Origin of the sequence: Rhodothermus profundi, assembly GCF_900142415.1 — a bacterium.
In the GTDB taxonomy this organism is placed as follows: Bacteria; Bacteroidota; Rhodothermia; order Rhodothermales; family Rhodothermaceae; genus Rhodothermus; species Rhodothermus profundi.
The window spans coordinates 270,216-294,388 of record NZ_FRAU01000002.1; the positions used below are offsets into that span (position 1 = coordinate 270,216).

16 protein-coding genes and 1 riboswitch are annotated in these 24,173 nt (G+C 61.0%); of the genes, 8 read left to right on the top strand and 8 right to left on the bottom strand.

Going from position 1 to position 24,173, the window contains the following annotated elements; all coding sequences use genetic code 11:
* Positions 1-51: 51 nt before the first annotated feature.
* The 3 genes from BUA15_RS04670 (at position 52) to BUA15_RS04680 (ending at position 5,496) form a co-directional block, all read left to right on the top strand.
* Positions 52-705 (top strand): deoxynucleoside kinase, encoded by a 654-nt coding sequence (locus tag BUA15_RS04670; RefSeq protein ID WP_072714801.1) that lies wholly within the window; start codon positions 52-54, stop codon positions 703-705.
* Positions 698-2,617, top strand: a complete 1,920-nt coding sequence (locus BUA15_RS04675) for a putative porin (RefSeq protein WP_072714802.1) — start codon at positions 698-700, stop codon at positions 2,615-2,617. Before BUA15_RS04670 ends, BUA15_RS04675 begins: the two co-directional genes overlap by 8 nt.
* Before the next feature lie 320 nt (positions 2,618-2,937).
* Positions 2,938-5,496, top strand: a complete 2,559-nt coding sequence (locus tag BUA15_RS04680) for a cation:proton antiporter domain-containing protein (RefSeq protein ID WP_072714803.1) — start codon at positions 2,938-2,940, stop codon at positions 5,494-5,496.
* A 25-nt stretch (positions 5,497-5,521) separates the two neighbouring features.
* Here BUA15_RS04680 and metE read toward each other — a convergent pair whose 3' ends face one another.
* Genes metE through BUA15_RS04695 form a run of 3 tightly spaced genes read right to left on the bottom strand, consistent with a single transcriptional unit; the run spans position 5,522 to position 11,762 of the window.
* Positions 5,522-7,846, bottom strand: coding sequence for a 5-methyltetrahydropteroyltriglutamate--homocysteine S-methyltransferase (gene metE / locus BUA15_RS04685; RefSeq protein ID WP_072714804.1), 2,325 nt, complete (start codon positions 7,844-7,846; stop codon positions 5,522-5,524).
* Positions 7,847-7,885: 39 nt separating this feature from the next.
* Complete coding sequence (locus BUA15_RS04690; protein WP_072714805.1) at positions 7,886-8,929, bottom strand: ribonucleotide-diphosphate reductase subunit beta; 1,044 nt, start codon at positions 8,927-8,929, stop codon at positions 7,886-7,888.
* 52 nt (positions 8,930-8,981) lie between these two features.
* The gene (locus tag BUA15_RS04695) at positions 8,982-11,762 is read right to left on the bottom strand and encodes a ribonucleoside-diphosphate reductase subunit alpha (protein ID WP_072714806.1); all 2,781 of its coding nucleotides are present in this window, start codon (positions 11,760-11,762) and stop codon (positions 8,982-8,984) included.
* Between the two features lie 206 nt (positions 11,763-11,968).
* A riboswitch (adenosylcobalamin-variant (AdoCbl-variant) riboswitch) is annotated at positions 11,969-12,044 on the bottom strand.
* Positions 12,045-12,399: 355 nt separating this feature from the next.
* Here BUA15_RS04695 and BUA15_RS04700 point away from each other — a divergent pair.
* Positions 12,400-13,032, top strand: a complete 633-nt coding sequence (locus BUA15_RS04700; RefSeq protein WP_245771920.1) for a YceI family protein — start codon at positions 12,400-12,402, stop codon at positions 13,030-13,032.
* Between the two features lie 471 nt (positions 13,033-13,503).
* On the top strand, positions 13,504-14,772 hold the full coding sequence (locus tag BUA15_RS04710) for a porin (protein WP_072714809.1): 1,269 nt from the start codon (positions 13,504-13,506) through the stop codon (positions 14,770-14,772).
* A gap of 247 nt (positions 14,773-15,019) precedes the next feature.
* Here the strand turns inward: BUA15_RS04710 and porQ are convergent, their stop codons facing one another.
* A complete protein-coding gene (porQ, locus tag BUA15_RS04715; RefSeq protein WP_072714810.1) occupies positions 15,020-15,985 on the bottom strand; it encodes a type IX secretion system protein PorQ in 966 nt (321 codons plus the stop codon).
* 256 nt (positions 15,986-16,241) lie between these two features.
* Between porQ and BUA15_RS04720 the strand changes: the two genes are divergently transcribed.
* The 3 genes from BUA15_RS04720 to BUA15_RS04730 all read left to right on the top strand — a co-directional run bounded on the left by BUA15_RS04720 (position 16,242) and on the right by BUA15_RS04730 (position 19,243).
* The gene (locus tag BUA15_RS04720) at positions 16,242-16,520 is read left to right on the top strand and encodes a hypothetical protein (protein ID WP_072714811.1); all 279 of its coding nucleotides are present in this window, start codon (positions 16,242-16,244) and stop codon (positions 16,518-16,520) included.
* Positions 16,521-16,606: 86 nt separating this feature from the next.
* Positions 16,607-18,100, top strand: a complete 1,494-nt coding sequence (locus tag BUA15_RS04725) for a xylulokinase (protein WP_072714812.1) — start codon at positions 16,607-16,609, stop codon at positions 18,098-18,100.
* A gap of 3 nt (positions 18,101-18,103) precedes the next feature.
* Positions 18,104-19,243 carry a TIM barrel protein gene (locus tag BUA15_RS04730; RefSeq protein ID WP_072714813.1) on the top strand — a complete coding sequence of 380 codons (1,140 nt, stop codon included), beginning with the start codon at positions 18,104-18,106 and terminating at the stop codon, positions 19,241-19,243.
* A 413-nt stretch (positions 19,244-19,656) separates the two neighbouring features.
* Here the strand turns inward: BUA15_RS04730 and BUA15_RS04735 are convergent, their stop codons facing one another.
* The 4 genes from BUA15_RS04735 to BUA15_RS04750 are packed head-to-tail and all read right to left on the bottom strand — an operon-like array spanning position 19,657 to position 24,114.
* Positions 19,657-21,360 (bottom strand): BatD family protein, encoded by a 1,704-nt coding sequence (locus BUA15_RS04735; protein WP_072714814.1) that lies wholly within the window; start codon positions 21,358-21,360, stop codon positions 19,657-19,659.
* Positions 21,361-21,366: 6 nt separating this feature from the next.
* Positions 21,367-22,104, bottom strand: coding sequence for a tetratricopeptide repeat protein (locus BUA15_RS04740; protein WP_072714815.1), 738 nt, complete (start codon positions 22,102-22,104; stop codon positions 21,367-21,369).
* Between the two features lie 4 nt (positions 22,105-22,108).
* Positions 22,109-23,128, bottom strand: a complete 1,020-nt coding sequence (locus tag BUA15_RS04745) for a VWA domain-containing protein (RefSeq protein WP_072714816.1) — start codon at positions 23,126-23,128, stop codon at positions 22,109-22,111.
* Complete coding sequence (locus BUA15_RS04750; protein WP_072714817.1) at positions 23,125-24,114, bottom strand: vWA domain-containing protein; 990 nt, start codon at positions 24,112-24,114, stop codon at positions 23,125-23,127. The genes BUA15_RS04745 and BUA15_RS04750 overlap by 4 nt, the downstream gene beginning before the upstream one ends.
* Between the last annotated feature and the right edge of the window lie 59 nt (positions 24,115-24,173).

Consider the following 24,173-nt stretch of genomic DNA (forward strand, 5'->3'; position numbering starts at 1 on the left):
TTGTCGTATCTTGAGGCCGGTTGCGTAAGATGATACGAATCGAACAGGCTTATGGCTGAACGTGCAGCGTCTTCCCGAAAAAAACATATAGCCATTGCAGGCAATATCGGGGCCGGGAAAAGCTCGCTGACCCGTGTATTGAGTGAATACTTCAAATGGGAAGCTGTTTATGAACGCGTAGACGACAATCCTTATCTGGCTGATTTTTACAACGACATGCGTCGCTGGTCCTTTAACCTGCAGATTTTTTTTCTGTCCAGCCGCTTTCGGCAGCAGCGTCAGATAGAAGCATCGCCCCATTCCGTCGTGCAGGACCGGTCGATTTATGAAGACGCCGAAATTTTCGCCCGTAACCTGTACGAAATGGGCCTGATGTCCCAGCGCGATTACGAAAACTATGTGGCGCTTTTCGAAATCATGACGTCGTTTCTGAAACCGCCGCACCTGCTGATCTATTTGCGCGCGTCGGTGCCGACGCTTGTGCGGCATATCCAGGCGCGCGGGCGGCCTTACGAAACAGCCATTCGCATCGAATATCTGGAACGGCTCAATCGACACTACGAAGACTGGATTGCCCGTTACAATCTGGGGCCGAAAATGATTATCGATGTGGACGAGCTAGACTTTGTCAATAAGGAGGAGGACCGGCGAGAAGTCATTCGTCGCGTAGAAAGCCGACTGTTTGGCCTGTTTCCCGATGAATAAGCGGACGTTGTGGATTGGGCTGGCACTGCTGGTACTGCCGGCTGCGGCGCAGGCTCCGGCCGATACCGCCGGTGGACGTCCGCCTGTAGGGTTCAGGCAAATATCCTGGGGGACTGCTGTGAGCGACACGTTGCCGGCCCGTCTGGCACTCCTGCACCTGACGGATCTGCTGGGACGCTTGCCGGGTACGTTTACCTATGCGTTTCGGCTGCTGGGCTGGCCCGAAGGATGGAGCCCAGACGGCCTTCCGCCCCATCTGGTTGGTCTGCGCCTGGACGGGCACCCTTTCAATGATCCCGTTACGGGCCGGCCAGCCTACGAGCTGCTGCCCCTTTTTTTTCTCAGTCCTGTTCGGATGGGAGCCGCTGTTGACCAGGCACCGCTCACCGTCTTTACCGAGCTGCGTCCTTATGGAGTGCCGCGCCCTCTAACGGAGCTTCGTTACCGAACAGGCGGCGACGGCCTGCAGAGCATCATGGCACTCCACGTGCAAAACCGAAGGCAGTCGCTGAGAGGAAGACCGGGACTGCTGCAATTGCTTTTCGGCTATGGAGGGCATGCCATGCAGGGCGCCTACCCGGGCAGCCGCCTGCGTCGAGGACGCCAGGTCCTGGTGCGACTGCGCTACCAGCAGCACGACTGGGCGTTGACGCTGATAAATCTGCATAACCGCTCGCGGGTAGGAGCACATGGCGGCGTGCTGCCGCATCCAGGCCAGGCCTTTGAGACCATTTATGAACCCTTTGGCGCGGCCGTTCGCTACCCGTCCGCGCGGCGCCAGACAATCCGCAACGATCTGGCGGTAACGCTGCGCGTTCGCACGGGCCTGACACGCGCACCTCTGACTGTCTCCGCCTACTGGACAGCGCAAACCTTCCGCTATCGCAATCCTGAGCTGGATACCGTTGCGGCTCATACAGATCGCTATGGCTTTTATCTGGAGCAGACGCTTGCCGGAATCATCTGGCGGCTGGAAGGGGTCTGGGACTGGCTGCGCCAGCCTCAAGCTACGGCAACTGATGCCCGGTGGACCCGTGCCCGTATGCGGTTGCTGGCTGCCGACACGCTCTGGCAGCGCACCTGGTATCTCGCATGGAATGGCCAGGTATTTCGACAGGAAAAGCGCATAGGCGCCGAGGCGACGCTCGCACTGGGGCGAGCGAAAGGACGTTGGCGTCCTCTCCTGCAGATGGGGCTGCATCATCCCGAGCCGCCCTGGGTGTTTCGCACAGGCTGGGGCGAATTGCTCCAGCCCTGCGTCGCGTGCTCGGGCGGACGCGTGGTCCGGATAAAACTGGGCGTGCAGCACGCGGTCGGTTCGTTCCGGGGCCGCGTCGAAGGTTTCATGATGCGGCTGGAAGAGGTGCCAGACCTCTACGCCGTGGGGAGGGGCGACACAGTGCAGGTGCAGGCGCTCAAAGCCGGATTGGTGCACGGAGGAGTGACGGTTGGTTTTGAGTGGCGGCGTGCAGCCCGGCGCGGTCCGTATGCCCGGGTACAGGCCACGACGTTTCGGACGTTCAATGCCGCAGCTTCAAGCCTGCATCGTCGCCAGGCAGCGGCGTTACCCGCGCTGCTTTTGCACGTACGGTTAGGGGGGCGGTTGCTCCTGTTTCAGGAACTGGATACGGATCTGTATCTGCTGGGGCGTTACTGGACCTCCTTTCGGAGCCGCCTGCTGCATGCAGCTACAGGCCTGCTGGCGCTCCCTGAGCGAGGCGCTCGCCGCTTCGGACCGGCAGGTACGCTGGACCTTTATGTAGAGGCCGGCCTGCGAACAGCTAAGCTGTTTCTGGTGTGGGAAAACATTATCAGCGGCACTGTCCTCCAGCCGGGCGTCCTGCTCGTTCCCATCTATCCACTACCGGCTCGCCGTTTGCGCTTTGGCGTGTACTGGCCTATCTGGGATTAAACCCTGTTCAAGCAGACCATACCGTGGCGTCAGCGGCCAGCGCTATCTGTACTGGTCTGCGCGCGCCTATTCCTCCGGGCAGGATGATTCGGAAATGCAGCCTGTGCAGACTCCAGTCCAGGCAGTCCGGGGCCGACGTTGAGGCTGTCTGGTCCGTCCGGCGAGAAGTAGGGCAAGAGCGCTGTTCAGGCGTCTGGGACGTTTTCTCAGGGGATACTTTTGCCTATCTTGTAACGCCGAACCGATGACGCACCCCAGCAGCCGGTGCAGCTCGGGCGGCCTTTCTGTAAAACGACGCTCCCAACGGCTACGCAGGCTGTATGGAATCCATTGTACTAGGTATTGTTGCAGTGCTGGTGCTGGGCGTAGGGGCTCAGTGGCTGGCCTGGCGCTTCCGCCTGCCCTCTATCTTGTTGCTGCTCACCTTTGGGTTTATTGCCGGGCCGGTAACCGGGCTGCTGCCGCCCGAGGCATTGCAAGGGGATTGGGTGTTTGCGTTTGTTTCGCTTTCCATTGGCATCATCCTGTTTGAGGGCGGGCTGAACCTGCGTCTGTCGGAATTGCGAGAAGTCGGGAAGGCCGTTCGCAACCTGATCACCCTGGGGGTGCTGGTTACCTGGGTACTGGCCGGGTTGGCTGCTTACCATATTGTCGGGCTGAATCCGAGCCTGTCTGTGCTGGTGGGGGCCATTCTGACCGTGACCGGACCAACGGTCGTCATTCCCCTGTTGCGTCACGTGCGGCCTTCTGGACGCGTGGGGGCGGTGGCCAAGTGGGAAGGGATAACTATTGATCCCGTCGGGGCCATTCTGGCGGTGCTGGTACTGGAAACCATTCTGTTACTGGAAGCAGCTCCGGGCGCTGCCGAAAGCCTCAGTGAAGCGGTATGGCATGCCCTTGAAGGGTTATTGCTGACGATTACGATCAGCGTGGGCATCAGCGTACTCGGAGCCGCGCTGCTGATCCTGCTGCTCTACCGACGGCTTATCCCCGACTATCTGCAGAGTCCGATAGCCTTGATGATTGTAGTGGCCACGTTTGCCCTGTCGAATGTATTGCAGGAAGAGTCGGGGTTGTTGGAAGTAACGCTGCTAGGCATCATCCTGGCGAATCAGCGATATGTGCCGGTGCGTCGCATTACAGAATTCAAAGAAGATCTGCAGGTGCTGCTCATCTCGAGCCTCTTCATTGTGCTGAGCGCTCGGCTGGAGCTTGAGACGCTGCGCTACATTGAACAGCGGGCTCTGGTATTTCTGGCGGTACTGGTTCTGGTGGTACGGCCGGTTGCGGTATGGCTGTCAACGCTGGGAACGAATTTGAACTGGCGTGAGAAGGTGTTTTTATCCTGGCTGGCGCCTCGAGGCATTGTGGCGGCGGCAGTAGCCTCGCTGTTTGCTTTTCGCATGGAGTCGCTTTACCCGGCCCAGGCCCAGGCCATGGTGCCGCTCATTTTTCTGGTCATTGTGGGGACGGTAGCGCTCTATGGCTTGACGATTGCGCCGCTGGCGCGTTCATTGAAGCTGGCTGATCCTAATCCGCAGGGCGTCTTGATTCTGGGAGCGCATCTCTGGGCGCGGCGGCTGGCAACGGTGTTGCGTGACCTGGGCTTCAAGGTGCTGTTGATCGACTCGAATGCCGACAACATTGCTCGGGCGCGTCGCGCCCGGCTGCAGGCGGCTCGGGTAAATGCGCTTTCGGAAGAAGTGCTGGATGAGTTGGATTTGAGTGGCATTGGCTATTTTCTGGCCCTGACGCCCAACGATGAGGTGAACGCACTGGCCGCCCTGCACTTTGCCGAAATTTTTGACAGCACCTCGGTTTTTCAGCTCGCTACTCGCACCGAGGGAAGTGAGCAGGATCTGCCTGCGCATCTGCGAGGCCGTCCGCTTTTTGGCGGCAAAGTAACCTACGCGACGCTCACCGAGCGCTTCAACCAGGGCGGTGAAATCCGGGTCGTAGAGCTTTCCGAAAAGATGCCCTACGAGGCGCTGCAGGAGGCTTACGAGGGGGATCTGATCCTGCTTTTTGTAGTGCGCGGTAGTGAGCTGCTCATTCATGCCGAAGAGGGCCAGTTGACGCCGCAGCCTGGAGACAGGGTTGTCGTATTTCTGCCGCCGCAGGTTCGGGAAAAAGAAGAGGTAGAGGCTGTTTCGTTCGAGCAACTTGTTACGCGAGCCTTTGTGCGCGATCTGGAGCAGTGCGCTCCTTTCAACGAACTTGTCGAGGACGTATCGGGGCTTCTGGCGCAGCGGCTGCCGGTGACTGCGGCTCGTCTGGTTCGGGGATTCCTGGACGGCGCTCGCTATGGACTCATGCCCATTACCCATGGGGTAGCGCTGGCGCATCTGCGCGTGCCCGAAATTGACGAACCCGAGCTGGTGCTGGTGCGCTGCCGTCAAGGCGTGCAGATTACGGTAGATGGCGAGGCGGTGGAAGCATCTGCGTCGGAGCAGCCTGAAACAGTTTATGCGATCCTGTTTCTGGTCAGTCCTGAAGAAAACCCGGGCAAGCATCTGCGCACTCTTGCATACCTGGCCTCGCGCATCGATGAACCCGACTTTCTGGATCGATGGCGCAGTGCTTCTGAGGAGCTGGAGCTAAAGACAACGCTCCTGGATCCCGAACACTTCCTCTTGCTCACGTTGCGCTCTGATGACGAGACGGCGGTCTGGATCGGACAGGATGTGGGCGAGCTGGAATTGCCCGCTTCCTGCCAGGTGGCCCTGGTGCAGCGTGAGCAAAAACGCTTTGTGCCGACGCCCTACACGCGGTTGCAAGAGGGAGACCGGCTGATCCTGATCGGGGAAACAGCGGCTATTCGAGCCCTTCGCCAGCGTTTCCCGACAGGCCGGCCGGTCTCCCCCACGGCTCCGCAATGATTACACGTTACGCGCGGTAAGCCTGTCAGGGAACCGTTGCCGCCACGCGCGCTCTCCATCGCCGCGCAGCTTCGACCATATGGCGCAGGGCTGGTTCCACTTCGGTCCAGCGCCGCGTCTTCAGGCCACAGTCGGGGTTTACCCAGAGCCGTTCGGGCGGGATAACGGCCAGGGCGCGCTCCAGCAGCGTTTCCATCTCTTCGACCGACGGCACGCGCGGCGAATGAATGTCGTACACGCCGGGCCCAATAGCGTTTGGATACTGAAAGCGCTGAAAGGCCTCCAGCAGGGCCATGCCCGAGCGGGCTGCCTCTATGGAGATCACGTCGGCGTCGAGTGCTACAATGGCTTCCAGAATGTCCTCGAAGTCGGCATAACACATGTGGGTGTGGATCTGCGTATCATCGCGCACAACGCTGGCCGTCAGGCGGAAGCATTCAACGGCCCACTCAAGGTAGGCTGGCCAGTCCCGACGACGCAGCGGCAGTCCCTCGCGAAGGGCTGGCTCGTCGATCTGGATCACGGCGATGCCGGCGGCTTCCAGATCCGCCACTTCGTCCCGGAGCGCCAGAGCGATCTGGCGACACGTGTCAGCCCGCGGCTGATCGTCGCGTACGAACGACCACTGCAGCAACGTGACGGGGCCGGTCAGGATGCCCTTGACTGGCCGCTCGGTGCACTGCTGCGCGTAGGTAATCCAGCGGACCGTCATGGGGCCGGGCCGGGATACATCGCCGTATAGAATGGGGGGACGTACGCACCGCGTTCCGTAGCTCTGCACCCAGCCGTTGCGCGTAACCAGAAAGCCCTGGAGTTGCTCGGCGAAATATTCGACCATATCGGTGCGTTCAGGCTCGCCATGCACAAGCACGTCCAGTCCGAGAGCTTCCTGGCGGGCAATTGTATCCGCAATGGTGCGTTCCAGAAACTGTTCGTATGCTTCGCGAGCAAGGTCTCCCCGGCGTAGGGCCGCCCGTTTTTTGCGCAGTTCCTCTGTTTGAGGGAACGAGCCAATGGTCGTGGTAGGCAGCAAGGGGAGCTGCAGTCGGGCGCGCTGGCGTTCATAGCGTTCGGCAAACGGACGCTTTCGACGCGCCATATCAGGCGAGAGATGGGCCAGGCGCTGACGCACTGCTGGATTCGTGCGGCGCGGTGAGGCCAGACGCTCAGCCCGTGCCCTGCGGGCTGCCTCGAGCTGGTCGCGCACAGCTGCTTCGCCCTCATTGGCCAGCCGCTTTAACGTAACCAGTTCCTCCAGCTTCTGACGGGCAAAGGCCAGCCAGGGACGAATTTCCGGATCAAGATCCGGCTCGGCGTCCAGGTCGATGGGCACGTGCAGGAGCGAGCAGGAAGGGCCAATCCAGACTCGATCCGGCCCCAGCGCTTCAAGGGCGCGTTTTAGCAGCGCAGCGGCTGCGTCGAGATCGGTGCGCCAGACGTTGCGGCCGTCCACCAGACCCAGTGAGAGCATCCGATCTGCGGGAAGGTGCGCCAGGGCTGGCTCAAGCTGTTCCGGTGCGCGCACCAGATCGAGATGCACCGCCGCTACAGGGAGCGAAAGCGCCAGCGACAGATTGTCTTCCAGCCCGCCGAAGTACGTCGTCAACACCAGGGCTGGATGATCGGAATGGTTCAGCGCAGCGTAAGCTTGCTGGTAGGCCTGGCGTGCTTCGGGTGTCAGGTCGCTTACCAGACAGGGTTCGTCTATCTGGACGTACCGGGCGCCCGCAGCTTTCAGGCGACGCAATACTTCGGCGTAGACAGGCAGGAGGCGGTCGAGCAGCGTCAGCGGATTGAAGCCGGGTACCGTTGCGCGTCCCAATAACAGGAAAGAGACGGGTCCTAGCAACACCGGCCGCGTTTCAATGCCCAACGATTTTGCCTCCAGGTACTCGTCGATGGGTTTGGTTGAAGCCAGCCGAAACGTCTGCTCTGGATAAAATTCGGGCACCAGGTAATGGTAGTTGGTATCGAACCATTTGGTCATTTCCAGGGGAAGGACCCCGGTACCTTCCAATCCCCGGGCTTCCAGTTCTTTTTCCTGAACGCCCCGAGCCATCGCAAAGTACGTTGCCAGGTCAACGACCTCGCCCTGCCAGCCGAAGCGTTCGGGTACGGCGCCTACGAGCGCGATAGTATCAAGCACATGATCATACAACGAGAAGTCGTTTGAGGGAATCTGGTCGAGCCCGGCTGCTTGCTGCCAGCGCCAGTGACGGGTGCGGAGTTGACGGGCAGTGTCCGCCAACGCCTCCTCCGAGACGCGGCCGGCCCAGTAACCCTCAACCGCCCATTTCAATTCCCGTTGCAATCCGATGCGCGGAAAACCCAGATTTGTCGCCTGAACCATGACGTCTTCGTTGTTTTCAGGAGTGAATGCCGTTTTACTTTACTCATCCCACGACAGGGCAGCAGCCTGTTGATATTCGGTAACCCGCGTTTCGAAAAAGTTCTTTTCTTTGAGTAGATCAATCGTTTCGCTCATCCACGGGAACGGATTTTTCGAGCCGTAGCGTGCCTTGAGGCCAATGCGCTCCAGGCGTCGATCGGCAATGTACTGCACATATTCCCGGAACATAGGGGCGGTCAGGCCCAGCACGCCGCGGGGGAGACAGTCGTACGCATAGGCCACTTCGAGTTCGACAGCTTCTTCGATCAATTGTTGCACTTCGCGCTGGAATTCAGGAGTCCACAGCTCCGGATTTTCGGCTTTGATGCCGTTGATCAGATCAATGCCAAAGTTCAGATGGATGGTCTCGTCGCGCAGGATATATTGAAATTGCTCGCCAATGCCGGTCATTTTATTCTGGCGGTGGAAGGAGAGGATCATGGCAAAGCCGCTGTAGAAGAAGATCCCCTCCATGATTACGTAATAACCGATCAGGTTTTTCAGAAAGGCCTGGGCTCCTTCGATGGTGGCCGTGGTAAAGTCAGGGCGCAGCACTTCCCGCGTTAATTCCATTTCGAACTCGTCCTTGCGGGCCACGGACGGAATTTCGCGGTACATGTTAAAGACCTCGCCTTCGTCGAGCCCCAGGCTTTCGACGATGTACAGAAAAGCGTGGGTGTGAATAGCCTCTTCAAAGGCCTGGCGGAGCAGGTATTGGCGGCACTCGGGGTTGGTAACGTGGCGGAAGATGGCCAGTACGATGTTGTTGCCGACCAGGCTTTCGGCCGTGGCAAAAAAGCCCAGGTTGCGCAAAATGACCAGGCGTTCATCGTCGGTCAGTTTATTGGAACGCCACAGCTCAATATCCCGGGCCATGGGGATTTCATTGGGCATCCAGTGGTTTTTGCAGCCGTTGAGGTAATGCTCCCAGGCCCAGGCGTACTTGATCGGCATGAGCTGGTTGACATCTACTTCGTGACAGTTAATCAGGCGCTTGTCTTCGACGTTGATGCGGCGCGCCCCAAAAGCAGGCAGCTCCATCATGGCAGGTACGGGGTTTGGGGTTGAACAAAAGAGATTTCTAGGGAATGCGCATTTACTGGCAGGCTTCGCAGCTTTCGTCGTCGGGCGAGCAAGCAGGGCCGTCGCGGCGGACGATGATGTCGCTGGAGGGAGAGCGGCTTTTCATCCAGCGCGGCTGGATGCCCCGCCGGTTAATGTCAAGCGTGGACTTTTCGATCTGGGTGGCGGCCAGCGCCCGCAGGTAGTAGGTCGTTTTCAGGCCGAGCTGCCAGGCCAGCAGGTACATCTCGCTGAGCTTGCGACCGCTGGGCTCGGCCAGATATAGATTGAGCGACTGGCTCTGGTCGATCCATTTCTGGCGACGAGCAGCGCACTCAATGAGCCAGCGCGGTTCTATTTCAAAGGCGGTGCGGTAGCGTTCTTTGAGTTCCGGGGGGACGCGGTCGATTTCTTGCACCGAGCCGTCATAGTACTTCAGGTCGTCCAGCATCGCTTCGTCCCAGAGGCCCAGGGCCTTCAGGTCGCGTACCAGGTAGGGATTGAGCTGGGTAAATTCGCCGGAGAGATTGCTTTTGACGTAAAGGTTTTTGTAGGTGGGTTCAATGGACGGGCTGACGCCACAGATGTTGGCAATCGTAGCCGTGGGGGCGATGGCCAGCACGTTTGAATTGCGCAGTCCCTGGCGGCGGATCTTTTCGCGCAGCGCGTCCCAGTCGAGTCGAGCAGTGCGAGGTACCGGGATCGGCTCGCCCCGTTCGGCTTCGAGCAGGTCCAGCGTGTCGAGCGGCAGCAGGCCGCGATCCCATTTAGATCCCTTGAAGGTCGCATAAGCGCCCCGTTCAGCGGCCAGGTCTGCCGAGGCTTCGTAGGCATAATAGGCGATTCGTTCCATAAGCTCATCGGCAAATTCCACGGCCGCCTGGCTGGCATAGGAAAGCTTACGGCGGTAGAGCACGTCCTGAAAGCCCATCAGGCCCAGTCCGATGGGGCGATGCCGCAGATTAGAAGTGCGAGCCTCCGGGATCGGGTAAAAGTTGAGATCAATGACGTTGTCAAGCATGCGGACGGCCGTGCGGATTGTCTCGCGAAGCTTTTCCCAGTCGGGCTCCCCCTGGTCGTTTACATGGGCCACCAGGTTGATCGAGCCCAGGTTGCAGACGGCTACCTCCTCAGGCGACGTGTTGAGGGTGATTTCGGTGCAGAGATTAGAGGAGTGAACAACGCCTACGTGATCCTGAGGGGATCGGATATTGCAGGGATCCTTAAAGGTGAGCCAGGGATGACCGGTCTCAAAAAGCATGGAGAGCATTTTGCGCCAGAGCGTCAGGGCGTCGACGCGGCGCCAGTTCCGGATGCGGCCGGCTTCGGCCTCGCGCTCATAGTGCTCGTAGCGTTCCTGGAAGGCCCGACCGTACAGCTCGTGCAGGTCCGGCACTTCGTCAGGGGAAAAAAGCGTCCAGTGCTTGCGCGCGCGCACGCGTTGCATGAACAGGTCAGGGATCCAGCAGGCCGTGTTCATGTCGTGCGTGCGGCGACGCTCGTCGCCCGTGTTGCGGCGCAGTTCCAGAAACTCTTCGATGTCCAGATGCCAGACCTCCAGATAGGCGCACACAGCCCCTTTGCGTTTGCCGCCCTGATTGACGGCAACGGCCGTGTCGTTGACGATCTTGAGAAAGGGGATGACGCCCTGGCTGCGACCGTTGGTGCCCCGAATATGAGCGCCCAGCGCACGGACTGGCGTCCAATCGTTTCCCAGGCCGCCAGCCCATTTGGAGAGCAGGGCATTGTCGCGAATGGCTTTAAAGATGGCGCCCAGGTCGTCCTGCACGGTGGTCAGGTAGCAGGAAGAAAGCTGCGGGTGAGGCGTGCCTGCATTGAAGAGCGTGGGCGTGGAGTTCATAAAGCGAAAGCTGGAGAGCAGCTCATAGAACTGGATAGCTCGGGTGGTGGGGTCGTCTTCGTGGAGGGCAAGCCCCATGGCCACCCGCATCCAGAGGTACTGGGGAAGTTCAAAGCGACGGCCTGCGGCATCGTGCAACAGGTAGCGGTCATAGAGTGTTTGCAGGCCCAGGAAGGTGAACTGACGGTCGCGCTCAGGATGCAGAGCGTCGGCCAGGCGGATTGGATCGAACGTTTGCAGCAGACGCTCGTCGAGGCGGCCCAGGCGGAGTCCCTGCTCCAGGTAGCTATGGAACCCGGTGCGGCAGGCCTCGGCCTGTTCGTCCGGCGCGATAGCGCGGCCAAATACTTCTCGGTAGAGGCTATCCAGCAAGAGACGCGCGGCCACGTACGTGTAGTTCGGCTCTCGCTCGATATGCGTGCGTGCGGCCAGCGTGAGCGCGCGGTCCAGTTCATCTTCGGGAATGCCCGGATAAACGGTGCGAAGTAGTTCCTGGTAGACCTGTTCGGGATCGACGTCTTCCAGGCCGGCGCAGGCTGCTTCAATGCGTTGGCGGATGGCCTGGTGGGGAAACAGGGCCTCGGTGCCGTCGGCTCGTCGATAGGTAAGCTGCTGGCGGCGGCGTGCTTCGGCGCGGGCTTCGCGGTAGAGAATGTAGCGGCGTGCAACGGCGTAGCGTCCAGCCCGCATCAGCGTGCGCTCCACTTCGTCCTGAATCTCCTCAACAGACACTTCGGAGCGGTTGCGGCACCAGTGCACCACGGCACCGGTGAGCGCTTCAATTTCTGCGGCCAGTTCTACGGAGAGCGAGGTTTCGGCCGGCAGGTTAAGCGTTGCGCGAAAAGCCTTTTCGAGCGCGCGCCGGATGCGGTTGGCGTCGAACGCTACGCGCCGGCCATCCCGCTTGATAACGGTAGGCAGCGTGTCGGGTGCGAGCGTCTGCAAGGCGGCCATGGTGGTCCCTCGGGTTTGGTGAGACATCTGAGGTCGAGGTCCCCCGCGGCCAGAAGGTGGAGAAGGGCAGCAGCAGCCGATGCGAACGGCGACGGGTGTCGCCCGAAAGGTCTGCACCTGAACGCAGCAGCCACTTGCAGCCGATCACCACCCTGTGACGCGCAGGGTGTGCCAGCAATCCTTATGGGCGCTGGCTGTGATCGCACTTCCGGGCGGGCATTCGGGCTTTTACCGTTGCGCGACAGCGCCGGAATTCCACCGGCTTCCCCCGTGACGCCGCCTCGGCATCGGAGAGGCGGCCGCCGTGCCACGACAGCACGGCCCCGGAAGTGGCAGGGCCTGTGGCCTCAAGTATAGCGTGCTGCCTGGGCGATCACAAGGGGTGTGGAAAAAATCTGGATTGTATTTCCGTTATGCGCGATGGCATAGCAAATTTTCCACGGTCTGTGGGAGGCGTGTGAAATCTAGATGTCCGTTATGCGTCACTCTGTAGGCACTTCCCTGACAACGCACCAGGCAATTACCGGACAATGAAGCGCATCTCCTGCCTACACAACGCATCAGGATTTGCTCTCCTCCCGAAAGCGGTCGGCTTCGTTGCTTAAAGGTGCACCCTGAAAGCACGAGCGAGGCGGCCATGGCGGAAAATCGAGGGGGCAGCAACAGGGGAAGGCTGCGCATGGTGGTGGGACTGCTGATGATAGGGGCCGGAGTCGCGCAGGCGCAGCCGGTTACGCTGGCCCTGCAGTCTGAGGGAAGCTCTTTTGAAGTCAGGGGGACTTCGACGTTGCACGACTGGACCTGCACGGTGACAGACTGGCAAGGGACGGTCTCGCTGGAAACGTTCGGGGATTCAGTCTGGGTGCAGGCAGCCGTGGTTGTAGTGCCGGTAACAGCCCTTGCGTGTGGAAACGGTGCGATGGACCGCAAGCTGCGGCGTGCGCTAAAAGCCGACGTGTATCCGGAGATTCGGTTCGTGCTGACGCAGGTCGATTCCGTGGAGCGCATACCTGAAGGGTATCGGCTCTACGTGCAGGGCCAGTTGACCGTGGCCGGCGCAGAACGTGCGGTCAGACTGCAGGTGCTGGCTCGAGCCGAGAAAGCAGGCTGGCGCTTTCAGGGCATGCTGCCGCTATCCATGCGCGCCTTTGGCATCAAGCCGCCTACGGCAATGCTAGGGGTGTTGCGGACAGGAGACCAGGTTGTGGTGCGGTTTGAGGTGGGGGCCCGTCCGGTCTCTGGAACTCCGAAAGCGCCAGGGAGGGGATGATGCATGGGATCGGTCTGATGAACACGCTGCTGACGCTGGAGGAGCAGGGCACCGAAAGCATCTGGTATGTGCCGGATTCGGGGCGCAGCCGAATCCGGCACAAGGAGCGTTGGGCTGCAAGCTGCTTCACCGGCAGGACGGGGCGGGTCGTCGGGAAGGGGCAGATGGCCATGAACCGTGATCTGCGATGGGTCAGCGTAACAGGGGCCCTGACCATTGCCGGAAGTGCCCCGAGGGTGTGGCTTGATAGGGGCCGTCGTCAAATGGAGACCGGACGGGCCCGTCTAGTCAGGTCGCTGTCATTGCGGTTGTGTGACTGCCACGGGTTGCCACCGACAGCGCTGGGGAAGGTGAGTCAGAAGCGCGATCAGATCGCACCGCGATCTGATCGGATCGTGCAACCAGCGGCAGCACGGTGTCAGGCGGCCGATACAGGATCCCATTGAACAACCAAAAGGGGAGGGAATAGCCATGCGTGCGCTAACAAAAAGCTTCCTGGCCCTTATCGTGCTGCTACTCGGAGCATTGCCAGCGCGGGGCCAGGAAAAAACAACACCGAACGATGAAGGACCGGTGGTGCATGGTTTCCTGCGCCCGGACTGGGTCCTTCAGAAGGTGGACGATCCGTTTCGGGATGATTGGCGGGCCTACCATTTTCTGACGCGAACGCGAATTTATGTAAAAGGTACCTATGCGGGCGTTCGCTATCGGGTGGAACTGGGGCTGACCGGACCGGAAGCTGAAATTCCGGTCTCGCGGGTAGGCTTCTGGGGCATGCCGCAGATCGTGCAGGATTTCTATGCGGATGTGCCTTTCCCGGGCACAGAGAATGTCTACGTGCGGCTGGGGCAGTTCAAGGTGCCGGCCGGTGCGGAAGGGCTGACCTATTCCGCGTACCTGCCCTTCGTCGAGCGCTCCATTGTCCAGAAGTTTGTGGGGTTGCTTCGGGATTATGGTGCGGCCTTGCACGCCTATCCCGGTGAGAAGGTCTCGCTGGCACTGGCCGTTCAGACGGGGCTGGGTCGAAGCATTCCCAATCGTTATCTGCCGGAAGTCTTCGGTTTCCCGATGGTGACAGTCCGCGTGCAGCTCGGACCTAACAAAGGGCATGATCTGTTCCGGCTAAAGCCCAGTCCCGTTGGCGAGGCATTGGAAGTCCGGTTAGGAGCTAATGTGACCTATTACAAAGATGTGCTGGCCGGCCATTCCAGTGCGCTGAACGTCTGGAACAAGGAAAAGCCCATCTTGCTGCACAGCGCATGGAATCCGTACATCGGGCGGCGACCGCTCAAAGCGGGTGAACTGCTCATCGGAGGTAGTGACGTGGCGCTGGGCTATCCAACCGAACAGGGGGTGCTCTGGCTGGAAGGGCAGATAACCTATGGGCAGTTCAAAAATGACTATGGCGATGCATCGATTACGGCATTTCGCGCGCAGGCTACCTACAGGATGAAGACCGTGGCTTTCGGGCTGCGTTATGCACTGGTGCAACTGAAACAGCTCGGGACGGAGCAGCTCGGCGATGATCCTATTCACGAGGTCTCCCCGATGTTCAGCTACCGGCTCCGGAGCAACGTCCAGCTTATCCTGGACGGCAGCTTGCTGCTGGATGTGCCGGTAGGAATTGAGGATGGCATGGGCGTCTATGTGCTGACAGATCATCCAGAAGAAGTGGGACTGGAGACCATTGAGCGGCAGCAGGTAGTCAACCTGCGGGCAGCGGTGCAGATTTACTTCTAGGGGCTTTCAGAGGTAGAGGGGCCTCGGCTGCAATTGCCGGGGCCCCGGGCCGTTCATAAAGATACCCCGGCGATTTCGGGGGACAATCGCCGGGGTAAGGAGCACGTCCCAGGGGGGTGAGGCGCGAAGCCCACAATAAGGCATTGGAAGGGTTTCGTCAAGAGAATGGGCAAGATGACGCACTCAAAACGCGTCGGTTACCCCTTTTTTGCAGGGAAAGAGGCGCATGCGGGACAGGTGATCTGGATTATAGCCGGGTCTGGACCGTCAGATAATGCAGCGTGCCCAGTGTGGACCAGGAACTGAAGGCGTAGTCGAAATGCAATCCAACAATGCGCAGGCCAAAACCTGCATTAAACCCGGCCAGGTCCAGGCGGGGGCGTATCTTCAGCATCTCGTGGCGGCGATAGCTGTAGCCGAAGCGCAGTTGAAACGACCGGCTGGCCCCTAGCTCAGCCCCGAAGTTCAGGTAATAGAACAGGCGGCCCAGCCAGGTCTGATTCTCGGGCAGCCGCCCCAGGTGCGGCAGATCGTACAGCGTAACGGTAAGCTGCAGGGGGAGGTACCGCAGCCTTTTGCGCAGGCTCAGACGCACGTCGAACGGCAGGCGGTCGGGCATGGTGCCCAGCGACTGCAACGTAAGGCCCAGATAGTGCAGGCTACCACTGAGCGTCAGCAACTGATTAGGAATTTCATACCGAATACCTGCATCCAGGGCAACGGCTGTAGCTTGCCGTTCAGCCAGAGTGGAGTGGATCAGGTGCAGGTTGACCCCATAGTAAAGGGACGTATGGAGGGTGCGTCCGAGACCGACCGTTAATGCCAGGTCTAGGGGCCGAAATGTACCGTTCCGATTCCCTTCCGGATCGGCTTCGTCGATAGCGCCCCAGTCCAGAAAGCGCAGGGCCAGGCCAAGCGTCCCGCTGTTTTCCTGATGCCAGGCATACGCAACCGTGCCGGCGCGAATGCCCCCTACATGGTTCAGGTAGCTTACTTGAAACTGGCGATGTTGCCCGGTGTGCAGTAAGGCGGGATTCAGCAGGAACAGGGCCACGTCATCGTCGGCGACGGCCAGGGGCGTTTCGCCAAGCGCGGCCACGCGAGCCGAACTCGGCAAACGGAGAAAAGCAAACCCCCCCAGCGGAATCTCCTGCGCCCGCGACGGAGGGACCACGCACAGCCAGAGCACCGGCAGGAATCGCCACATCTTCATCGGCACGCTTACTTACTCGGCATGTCGAAACGTCACTTCCGTAGCAATTGCTTCGCTTTCCTGCCGGGCTGGTGAACTGAATTCTCGCTCCAATATAGCGCAGCAGAAGCCCAAAAGCGAGCCCTCATGGCCGTATCCAGAAACGCCTGGTAAATGCGCCAAATCTGCCATAAAAAGTGCGGTGAAGCTGCTATGGCGTCAAGCTGCAAACCGCTAACCTGTTCTTAAACGTTGTTGCACCAGCTATTTGTGTGCCATGCGCCGGTGGCAGGTTGTCAGCTTACTACTTGGATGGCATCTCGGGGTGGTTACCGGACTGGTAGCTCTTTTGAGTTATCTGCTGGGTACCGGTCTGCCTCTGGCAGAAAGCATGCTGGTGGCTATCTGGACGCTTCCTTTATCTGCCTTTGTCGCCTGGTTTATCGGGTATGATTTGCTGCAGTTCCTGATGCAGCGTTCTCTGCTGCGGCCGGCCATGGTACATTTGCTGCTGTTGGTCCTGGTGCTGTTGGTATGGGCAGCCGTTCCTTTTTAGGCATGCAGTGATTACATTACCAGGCAGTTGCTTTATTTCCTTTCTAAAGGAAGCGTTTACTACGGGGAGGCGCCAGGCAGACCTGCATGCTACTGCTGGGGTTTGATATAGGCAGCTCCTTCATTAAAGGGGCCCTGGTGGAGGCAGAAAGCGGGCGTCTTTGCGCTTCGGTGGCGGTTCCGGAGCAGGAACTGAAGATTACGTCGCCCTGTCCCGGCTGGGCCGAACAGGATCCGGCGCAGTGGTGGCAGGGCATGCAGCAGGCCGTAGCGGCGCTGCGTCGGCAATATCCTTTTGCCCCTGAGGCAGTTGGTGGCATCGGCCTTTCCTACCAGATGCACGGCCTGGTGCTGATTGACCGGCAGGGACGGGTGCTGCGTCCGGCCATCATCTGGTGCGACAGTCGGGCCGTATCGATCGGGGCTCGGGCTTTCCAGACGCTGGGAGTGGAGCGATGCCTGCGCCGTCTGCTAAACAGTCCAGGCAACTTTACCGCCACCAGACTGCGCTGGGTGCGCGAAAACGAACCCGCATGCTATCGGAAGGCTTACAAATGGCTGTTGCCAGGTGACTATGTGGCTTTTTGCCTGACCGGCGAACCCACAACTACCGTTTCCGGGCTCTCGGAAGGTATCTGCTGGGACTTTCTGGAGGAGGCACCTGCCTACTGGCTGCTAGATTACCTGGAGATCGACCGGTCCCTGATGCCGCGCCTGGTGCCCACGTTTGGACTCCAGGGTGAGCTGACGCGAACGGCTGCCGAGGCGCTGGGCCTCAAGCCGGGCACTCCGGTCGCCTACCGGGCGGGCGATCAGCCCAACAACGCCTTCTCGCTGGGCGTGCTGCATCCCGGTCAGGTTGCCACGACCGCCGGCACCTCGGGCGTCATCTATGCCGTGGACGACACGCCGCGCTACGATTCCCAGACGCGCGTCAATACGTTTGTCCACGTCAATCACTCATCGGAGCAACGACGCTATGGGATATTGTTGTGCCTGAACGGCACGGGGATTCTCTATCGCTGGCTCCGAGAAGTTTTCGGGGGCACGCTGAGCTATGCAGCCATGAACGAAGAGGCGTCTGCTGCACCGGTCGGGTCCGACGGCCTCTGCGTGTTGCCTTTCGGCAATGGCGCTGAACGCATGCTCCGCAACCAGACGCTGGGCGCCTCCATCCATGGGCTTGATTTCAACCGCCATGGGCGGGCGCATCTGCTGCGGGCTGCTAAAGAGGGGATTGCCTTTGCGCTGGCCTACGGCCTTGAGATAATCCGCCGGATGGGGCTGACAGTTGAGAAAGTGCGAGCGGGCCGCGCTAACCTCTTTCTGAGCCCTCTGTTCTCGCGAATTTATGCCACCGTTAACCGCACGGTCGTGGAGCTATATGATACCGAGGGAGCCGTCGGTGCAGCTCGCGGAGCAGGTGTCGGGATTGGGCTCTATGCGTCCCCGGAGGCTGCCCTGCAGGATATGGCTCCAGTGGCAACGGTTGAACCGGAGCCTACCTGGGAGGGACCCTACCAGGAAGCCTACCAGAACTGGTGCGACATTCTGGTCCGTCAACGGCAATCTGCAGCGTAAACCATGGCTCATGCACAGACCTACCATAGCATCTGCCGTTGGACGTTCCATGCAGGCAAGGGGGGCTTCGTTCCGGCCCATATGCGGCCATCCTGGGCGGCCGATCGTTTTCAGACGGTCGAATTTATCTATCTGGTCAAGGAGAAAATCGCCCCGCGCCTGCCCGATACGATCACGCTGGGTGTTGAGCTGCACTACGACAACGAAGTCAATGAGCAAAATGCGGAAGCGGTCGCGCGGGCCCTGGCCGATACCGGTTTGCATCTGGCAATGATCACCCCAGGCGCGCATGTTCATTTTGCCTATGGAGGGCTCTGCTCGCTGGATCCGAAGGAGCGGGCTGCTGCGGAGGCGTTAGGACAACGCACGGTCGCGCTGGCTTATGGGCCGCTGCGGTCAGCCTGGCACCCGGATCCTGAAAAAGCACCTACGCTGGTAATCTGGAATGGCTCGTTTGGCTACGACCTGGCCACGATAGGCGTGCGCCAGATGTACCGCAACCTGAAGGAGAGCCTGGCCCGGCTCTGCCAGTTCGAGCAGGCACAAGGGGGAGCCCTGTACATCGGTATTGAGCCAAAGCCGAACGAGGGACATCCTGCCATGCTGCTGCCGACCGTGGCCAGCGCGCTGCTCTTCTGGCGTCAGCTAGCCGACGAGTACGGGATTGACCGAACTCGGAAAGGGGTAAACATGGAGATCGGTCACTCAGAAATGATCGGTCTTGATACCGTCTATGATGTGGTCGAGCAGCTCGAAGAGCAGGCCATAGTGCATTTTCATCTAAACAGCCAGGGCTACAACGACGGCATCATTCTGGGCGGACCGGGCCGCTACGACATCGACCACGGCGTGCGCATCAACGGGATCAACATCGTGCTGGCCGGTCTGCTGAAGCAGGCAGGCTATAGCCGCTGGCTTGGGCACGACATGCAGCCCCGGCCCTACGACAACGAAGCGCAGGCCATCGACCGTGTGGTGCGTAGCGTTCTGAGCTGGGAGGCCTGCCGCCGCGCTGCCGAACAGCTAGACGAAGCGGAATTGCTGGCATGGCTGGCCCGTCGGGAGACGGCACGGGCCGAAGACCTGATGCGAGCAGCGCTGGTCGAAGCGCAACGTCAATTTGATATGCTCTATGAGCCCTGAACATCAGGACTGAAAGCAGCGGTTGAGGGGGGGCCGTAATGCTGGCTTCTGGAGAGCCTGTCAGATCAGTGTCCGCAGAAAAATGGTGGGGCTGAGGGCGCGCCAGGGCGCTGAAGCCAGTCATAATGTCTGGTGAAGGCTGGGGGTAGCATACCGTTTTTTTCTTGCTGCTGGGAAGGGTAACATCTCGGGTTGGCCTGTCGCTCCCAGATTGCTTCCTGGGGGGATGAGTCTACGGCTATGTTGACGGCCCAGAGTCAGTCCGCGGTAACTCAGCCAGCAGGCTAGCGCAGGAGACTTCTCGCTGTGCCGGAAGCGCAAAAAGACCCGAAGCACGCGCCTGGCTGGTCGAACTACCCACTGGTCCTGTTCAGAGAGGAAGTGGCGTTAGCGCCGTAGTAGCGGATCCCTTTTCAGGTAAGAGCCTTTCCGTTGAGATATTGCAGTAGTTGGACCGCCTCTCGGTGGTGACAAAGCGTCTGCGCCGGGTCGGGAGGAGTCGGCGCGTAGCAGGCCGCCTCGCAGGCAGCCAGCAGCCGGGCCATCCGAACTACTTCTGCTTCAGGCAGGCCCTGCTGGCGCAGGCGTTCGCATAGGTGGGAGCGCGTCAGGCCACGTGCATCCTGGCCCAGGTAGCGTCCCGCAGCTTGCCGCAGCGCTTCCTCCAGGCGTCGGTAGAACAGGCGGGGCTCCAGGGTGGAGGGGGGCAGCGTCGCGGCCTGCGTGGCCGAAGGGCGCACCTGGGGGCTGGCTCCTCGACGTCGCCATATCCAGAGCAGGAAGGCCAGGAGCAGCAGGCTACCACCGGCATAGGGCAGCAGGCGGTACCAGCGGAAAGGGGCAGCTTCTGGCGAAGAGGTAGCGACCGGAGAGGCCGGGGAAGAGACCGGAGCCGGGCGCACGACCAGCGCGGGAAGGGAAGCGGTCAGCGTGCGGTAGGCACGGGCTTCTGGATCAAAGTAAGTAAAGCGCACAGGGGGTAGCGTCAGCCGGTCAGCCTGGTGCGGCACGAGCACGTAAGTCAACGTGCGCGTGCCACTCAGGCGAGGGCCGCGACGGTCAAGGACTAGCGCGTCGTCGGCCGGATAGACGGCAAAGCTGGAGTCCAGATGGAGACGGGGCGGGGTCAGGGTGGGCAGGTTGCCGGTGCCGGAAAGTCGGAGCGTGATGGTTACCGGCTCCCCGACGCTGACGGCTGTCGGCGCTGCTGCTGCTTCCAGGCGAAACTGCCCCACGGCGTCGATAAAGGCAGGCGGGGCGCCTTTGGGAAGCGGTCGTACCGACACGGCAAGCGCCGGGGCGGCAATGCGCCGCGGCTCGCTCTGGCTTGGATGCAACAGCGTGGCAAAGGGGTCTAGGGGATCTGGCTGCACAGAGACTTCGCTTTCAATGGTGAGTGGATCTATACGTAGCGTGCCGCTGCGCGTAGGAAATAGCGCAATGCGCTGCAAGACGAACGTGTAGTACGGGATGCCGTGGCGCAATACGCGCTCGGGCAGTGGCCGGTCTTCAACTTTGAGCTCTTCGCGCCAGAAGCCTTCGGTCTCCCAGGAGCCGACAAGGCGACTGCGCCAGACCTGCAATCCTTCTCGAAAGAACAGTCGGTACTCCAGGACGGTCTGTTGCTGCTCGTAGGGCGTAGTGGGGCGCAGGGTTGCTTCAATGAACAGATCGGGAGCAGAAGCCACTGCCTCCGGCAGGGCTTCGGCGGGTGGTGCTGTGGGCGCGTCGTAAATGGTGAGTTCAATCGGGTCGGTGGTCAGGATCTGGTCGCCCACCTGGAGCTGGAAGGCGCCGATGCGGGCTTTGCCCGGGCGCACCGGTCGGAAGCGCCAGCTGTAGCGAATGCGCTGCTGGATGCGTCCGCCAGTCAGTGAATACTGGCGATGGACAGTCGGCATCGGGTAGACGAGGGCCAGTCCTTCGGTGGGAGGGGGCTCTGGCATGCGAAGGGCGCTGGGAAGGGTGCCGATTACTTCGACCGTGTAGACGACCGTTTCCCCCATGCCGATCTGGGTACGGCTGACACGCGCCTGAAGCTCTACCGTTTGTTGCTGCGCGGCTCCAGAGGTTGTCCAGGCGCCTATCAGCAGGAGCAGAAGGATCCCTCGCCTCATCGGGTATTACCAGTCTTTTTGTACCTTGCGCGGCGTAGTAGGCAGCCGAAGGGCACGTCGGAGCGCTTCCTGTTCCTGGCGTTGCAGGGCCTCAAGAAGGCGGGCGGCTGCTTCGGGCGAGAGCTGTGAAGGGGGAGGCGGTGCACCGGGCTTTGTAGACGACGGTTGTTGCGGCTTTGCCGCATCGCTCTGGGAGTCGGACGGGTTGGCGTTTTCGCGTGAGCCTCTGTTTGCCAGGCCCCGACCCGGCGTGTTCCGGGCGGAGGCGTTGTTCGGGTCGTTGTGCGTTGCGCTACCGCCTGAGGGAGAGGGTGGGGGGGAGGAGGGTAGATGACGCAGCACGTATTCATAGTTGAAGCGGGCGTCCTCAAAGTCGGGGTCGGCCAGCAGGGCCATACGATAGTAGTACAACGCAGCCTGCAGATCCCCTTCTGTGAAAGCGGCGTTGCCGGCATTATAGGCAGCGCGTGCGCGCTCGGTATGGTTGGAGGCCAGGCGGAGCGCGGCGTCGAAGGCGGCGCGGGCGGCCCCTGCTTCCCCTAAGCGAAGCAGCGCGGCTCCCAGATTATACTGCAGTCCAAAGCGTACCGCCGGATCCTGCGTCAGAAGCAATCCCTGGCGATAAAGCTCGGCCGCTTCGGCGTAGCGTTCGGCCCGGTAGGCGGCGTTTCCGCGACGTCCCTGGCGGGCGCCGTCGTCCGCCAGCAGCAGCCACAGCAGCGCGATTCCAAGCACAAGCCGCATGCGTTCAGGCGGTCTGAAGGGTTCGACGTCGCTCAGGCAAGAGGGCCTCCAGCGCCAGCAACAGCAACGCCAGCGCCAGCGGCCACTGGTAGCGTTCGGCGTAGGTTTCGAACGTCTCGGTTGCCATCGGGGTCCGGGCAAAACCTTCCAGCCGTTTCAGCAACAGGGACACAACGCTGCCGGTGCGTCCCAGGTGGAGGTACCCGTCGGGTTCAGCCAATGCCTGCAGGGTAGCCGGCTCCAGACGTGTATGCACAACGCGGCCTTCAGTGTCGCGCCGAAAACCTGTGCGACGTCCGTTGCGATACACGGGGATCGGGGCGCCTTCGGGTTCGCCCACGCCGATGGCCAGTCGTTCGATGCCCGCCTCTTTCAACTGCTGAAGGGCCTGCTCAAAGCCGGCCGCATGGTTTTCTCCATCCGAAACAACCAGCAGCACACGGCTGCGTGGCGTTTCTTCCGGCTGCGGCGTCTCAAACGCCTGCAGGGCCACCTGGAGCATCCGAACGTAGTCGGTGCCGGGCGTGGGAATCAGGGACGGATCAGCCACGTCTAGAAACAGCCGTACGGCTCCGTAATCGGTGGTGAACGGGCACTGCAGGAAGGCGTCGCCCGCAAACAGAATCAGGCCCACGCGGTCCCCTTCGAGCCGCTCGAGCAGGTGGTACAGCTCGTAGCGGGCACGGGCCAGGCGGCTGGGCGCTACGTCTTCGGCCAGCATAGAGGCCGATACGTCCAGGGCGATCAGTAGATCGAGGCCTCGGCGTTCTACGGGGCGTGGTTGCAGCCCGGTGCGGGGACCGGCCAGGGCCAGGCTGAGCAATGCAAGGGCCGAAAGCAGCAACGCTGCGCGCAGGCGGGCGCGACCGGGCGCGGGCGCAGTGAGCCGGCCAATCAGCGCGGGATCGCCCAGGCGGTGCAGGTCGCGCTGGCGGCGGCGCGCGGCCCACCACCATAGCAGGGCCATGCCGGGCACGGCAGCCAGCGTCCAGAGTCCTTCCGGATGGAGCCAGTGCAGGTTCATGTGACGACCAGTCGGCGAAGCCGGGTAGTACGGAGTACGACTTCCAGCAGGAGTAGCAGCAGGGCCGGTCCCAGAAAGACGGCGTAGCGTTCCCGGACCGTTTCGTAGCGGGTAACCGCGACCGGACTCTTCTCGAGGCGATCGATCTCTGCGTAAATGGCTTCTAAGGTGCGGGCGTCGGTGGCGCGGAAGTAGCGACCGCCGGTTTTTTCGGCCACGTCGCGCATCATGGCCTCGTCAATCTCAACGGGTACGGGCTGCGGCCGGGTGCCGGAAGGCGTCTGTCTTGGATAGGGGGCCTCGCCCCGGCCGCTGAGACCGATGGTGTAGATGCGAATGCCTGCCTGGCGCGCCAGCTCGGCGGCAGTAGGCGGATCGATCTCGCCCCGGTTGTTTTGGCCGTCGGTCAGTAGAATGATCACCTTGCTGCGAGCCTCGGTGTTTTTCAGCCGGTTGACGGCCGTGGCAATGGCGGTGCCGATAGCCGTTCCATCTTCAAGGCGCCCGACCTGAAGGCGCCGCAGCATGGTCAGGAGAAAACGATGGTCCAGCGTAGGGGGCACCTGCGTGAAGGCCTGTCCGGCAAAAACGACCAGTCCGATCCGGTCGACCGGGCGGCCCTGCACAAACTGGATGGCGGTGCGGCGGGCCACTTCAAAGCGACTGGGCGTGAAATCCTGGGCCAGCATGGACGACGACAGGTCGAGCACCAGCATCAGATCACGCCCCTCAACGGTGCGCTTTTCGAAGACATGTGGCTGCTGAGGGCGGGCCAGTGCCAGGATACCCAGCGTCAGCGTAGCCAGTCGGAGGGCGAAGGGAAGGCCGCGGAGACGGCTCCAGAAAGTAGCGGGCACTTGGTCCACCAGCGCCGTGCTGCTGAAGAGCAAATCCCCGCTTTGACGCCTCGTGTGCCACCAGCGCACGAATGCCAGGAAGGGGACCAGCACCAGCAACCAGAGCCACTGTGGCTGCGCAAAGGTCATCAAACCGCAGGTAGATTGCAAAATCTCCAACGCAACGTCTCACGAGCAGAGGGGAGGAG

Excerpts from the sequence above, each read along its gene's own strand:
- BUA15_RS04745 (WP_072714816.1), bottom strand. The coding sequence starts at position 23,128 with ATGAACCTGCACTGGCTCCATCCGGAAGGACTCTGGACGCTGGCTGCC.
- porQ (WP_072714810.1), bottom strand. The coding sequence starts at position 15,985 with ATGAAGATGTGGCGATTCCTGCCGGTGCTCTGGCTGTGCGTGGTCCCT.
- BUA15_RS04680 (WP_072714803.1), top strand. The coding sequence starts at position 2,938 with ATGGAATCCATTGTACTAGGTATTGTTGCAGTGCTGGTGCTGGGCGTA.
- BUA15_RS04720 (WP_072714811.1), top strand. The coding sequence starts at position 16,242 with ATGCGCCGGTGGCAGGTTGTCAGCTTACTACTTGGATGGCATCTCGGG.
- BUA15_RS04740 (WP_072714815.1), bottom strand. The coding sequence starts at position 22,104 with ATGCGGCTTGTGCTTGGAATCGCGCTGCTGTGGCTGCTGCTGGCGGAC.
- BUA15_RS04725 (WP_072714812.1), top strand. The coding sequence starts at position 16,607 with ATGCTACTGCTGGGGTTTGATATAGGCAGCTCCTTCATTAAAGGGGCC.
- BUA15_RS04735 (WP_072714814.1), bottom strand. The coding sequence starts at position 21,360 with ATGAGGCGAGGGATCCTTCTGCTCCTGCTGATAGGCGCCTGGACAACC.
- BUA15_RS04750 (WP_072714817.1), bottom strand. The coding sequence starts at position 24,114 with ATGACCTTTGCGCAGCCACAGTGGCTCTGGTTGCTGGTGCTGGTCCCC.
- BUA15_RS04710 (WP_072714809.1), top strand. The coding sequence starts at position 13,504 with ATGCGTGCGCTAACAAAAAGCTTCCTGGCCCTTATCGTGCTGCTACTC.
- BUA15_RS04675 (WP_072714802.1), top strand. The coding sequence starts at position 698 with ATGAATAAGCGGACGTTGTGGATTGGGCTGGCACTGCTGGTACTGCCG.
- BUA15_RS04690 (WP_072714805.1), bottom strand. The coding sequence starts at position 8,929 with ATGATGGAGCTGCCTGCTTTTGGGGCGCGCCGCATCAACGTCGAAGAC.
- BUA15_RS04730 (WP_072714813.1), top strand. The coding sequence starts at position 18,104 with ATGGCTCATGCACAGACCTACCATAGCATCTGCCGTTGGACGTTCCAT.
- BUA15_RS04695 (WP_072714806.1), bottom strand. The coding sequence starts at position 11,762 with ATGGCCGCCTTGCAGACGCTCGCACCCGACACGCTGCCTACCGTTATC.
- BUA15_RS04670 (WP_072714801.1), top strand. The coding sequence starts at position 52 with ATGGCTGAACGTGCAGCGTCTTCCCGAAAAAAACATATAGCCATTGCA.
- metE (WP_072714804.1), bottom strand. The coding sequence starts at position 7,846 with ATGGTTCAGGCGACAAATCTGGGTTTTCCGCGCATCGGATTGCAACGG.
- BUA15_RS04700 (WP_245771920.1), top strand. The coding sequence starts at position 12,400 with ATGGCGGAAAATCGAGGGGGCAGCAACAGGGGAAGGCTGCGCATGGTG.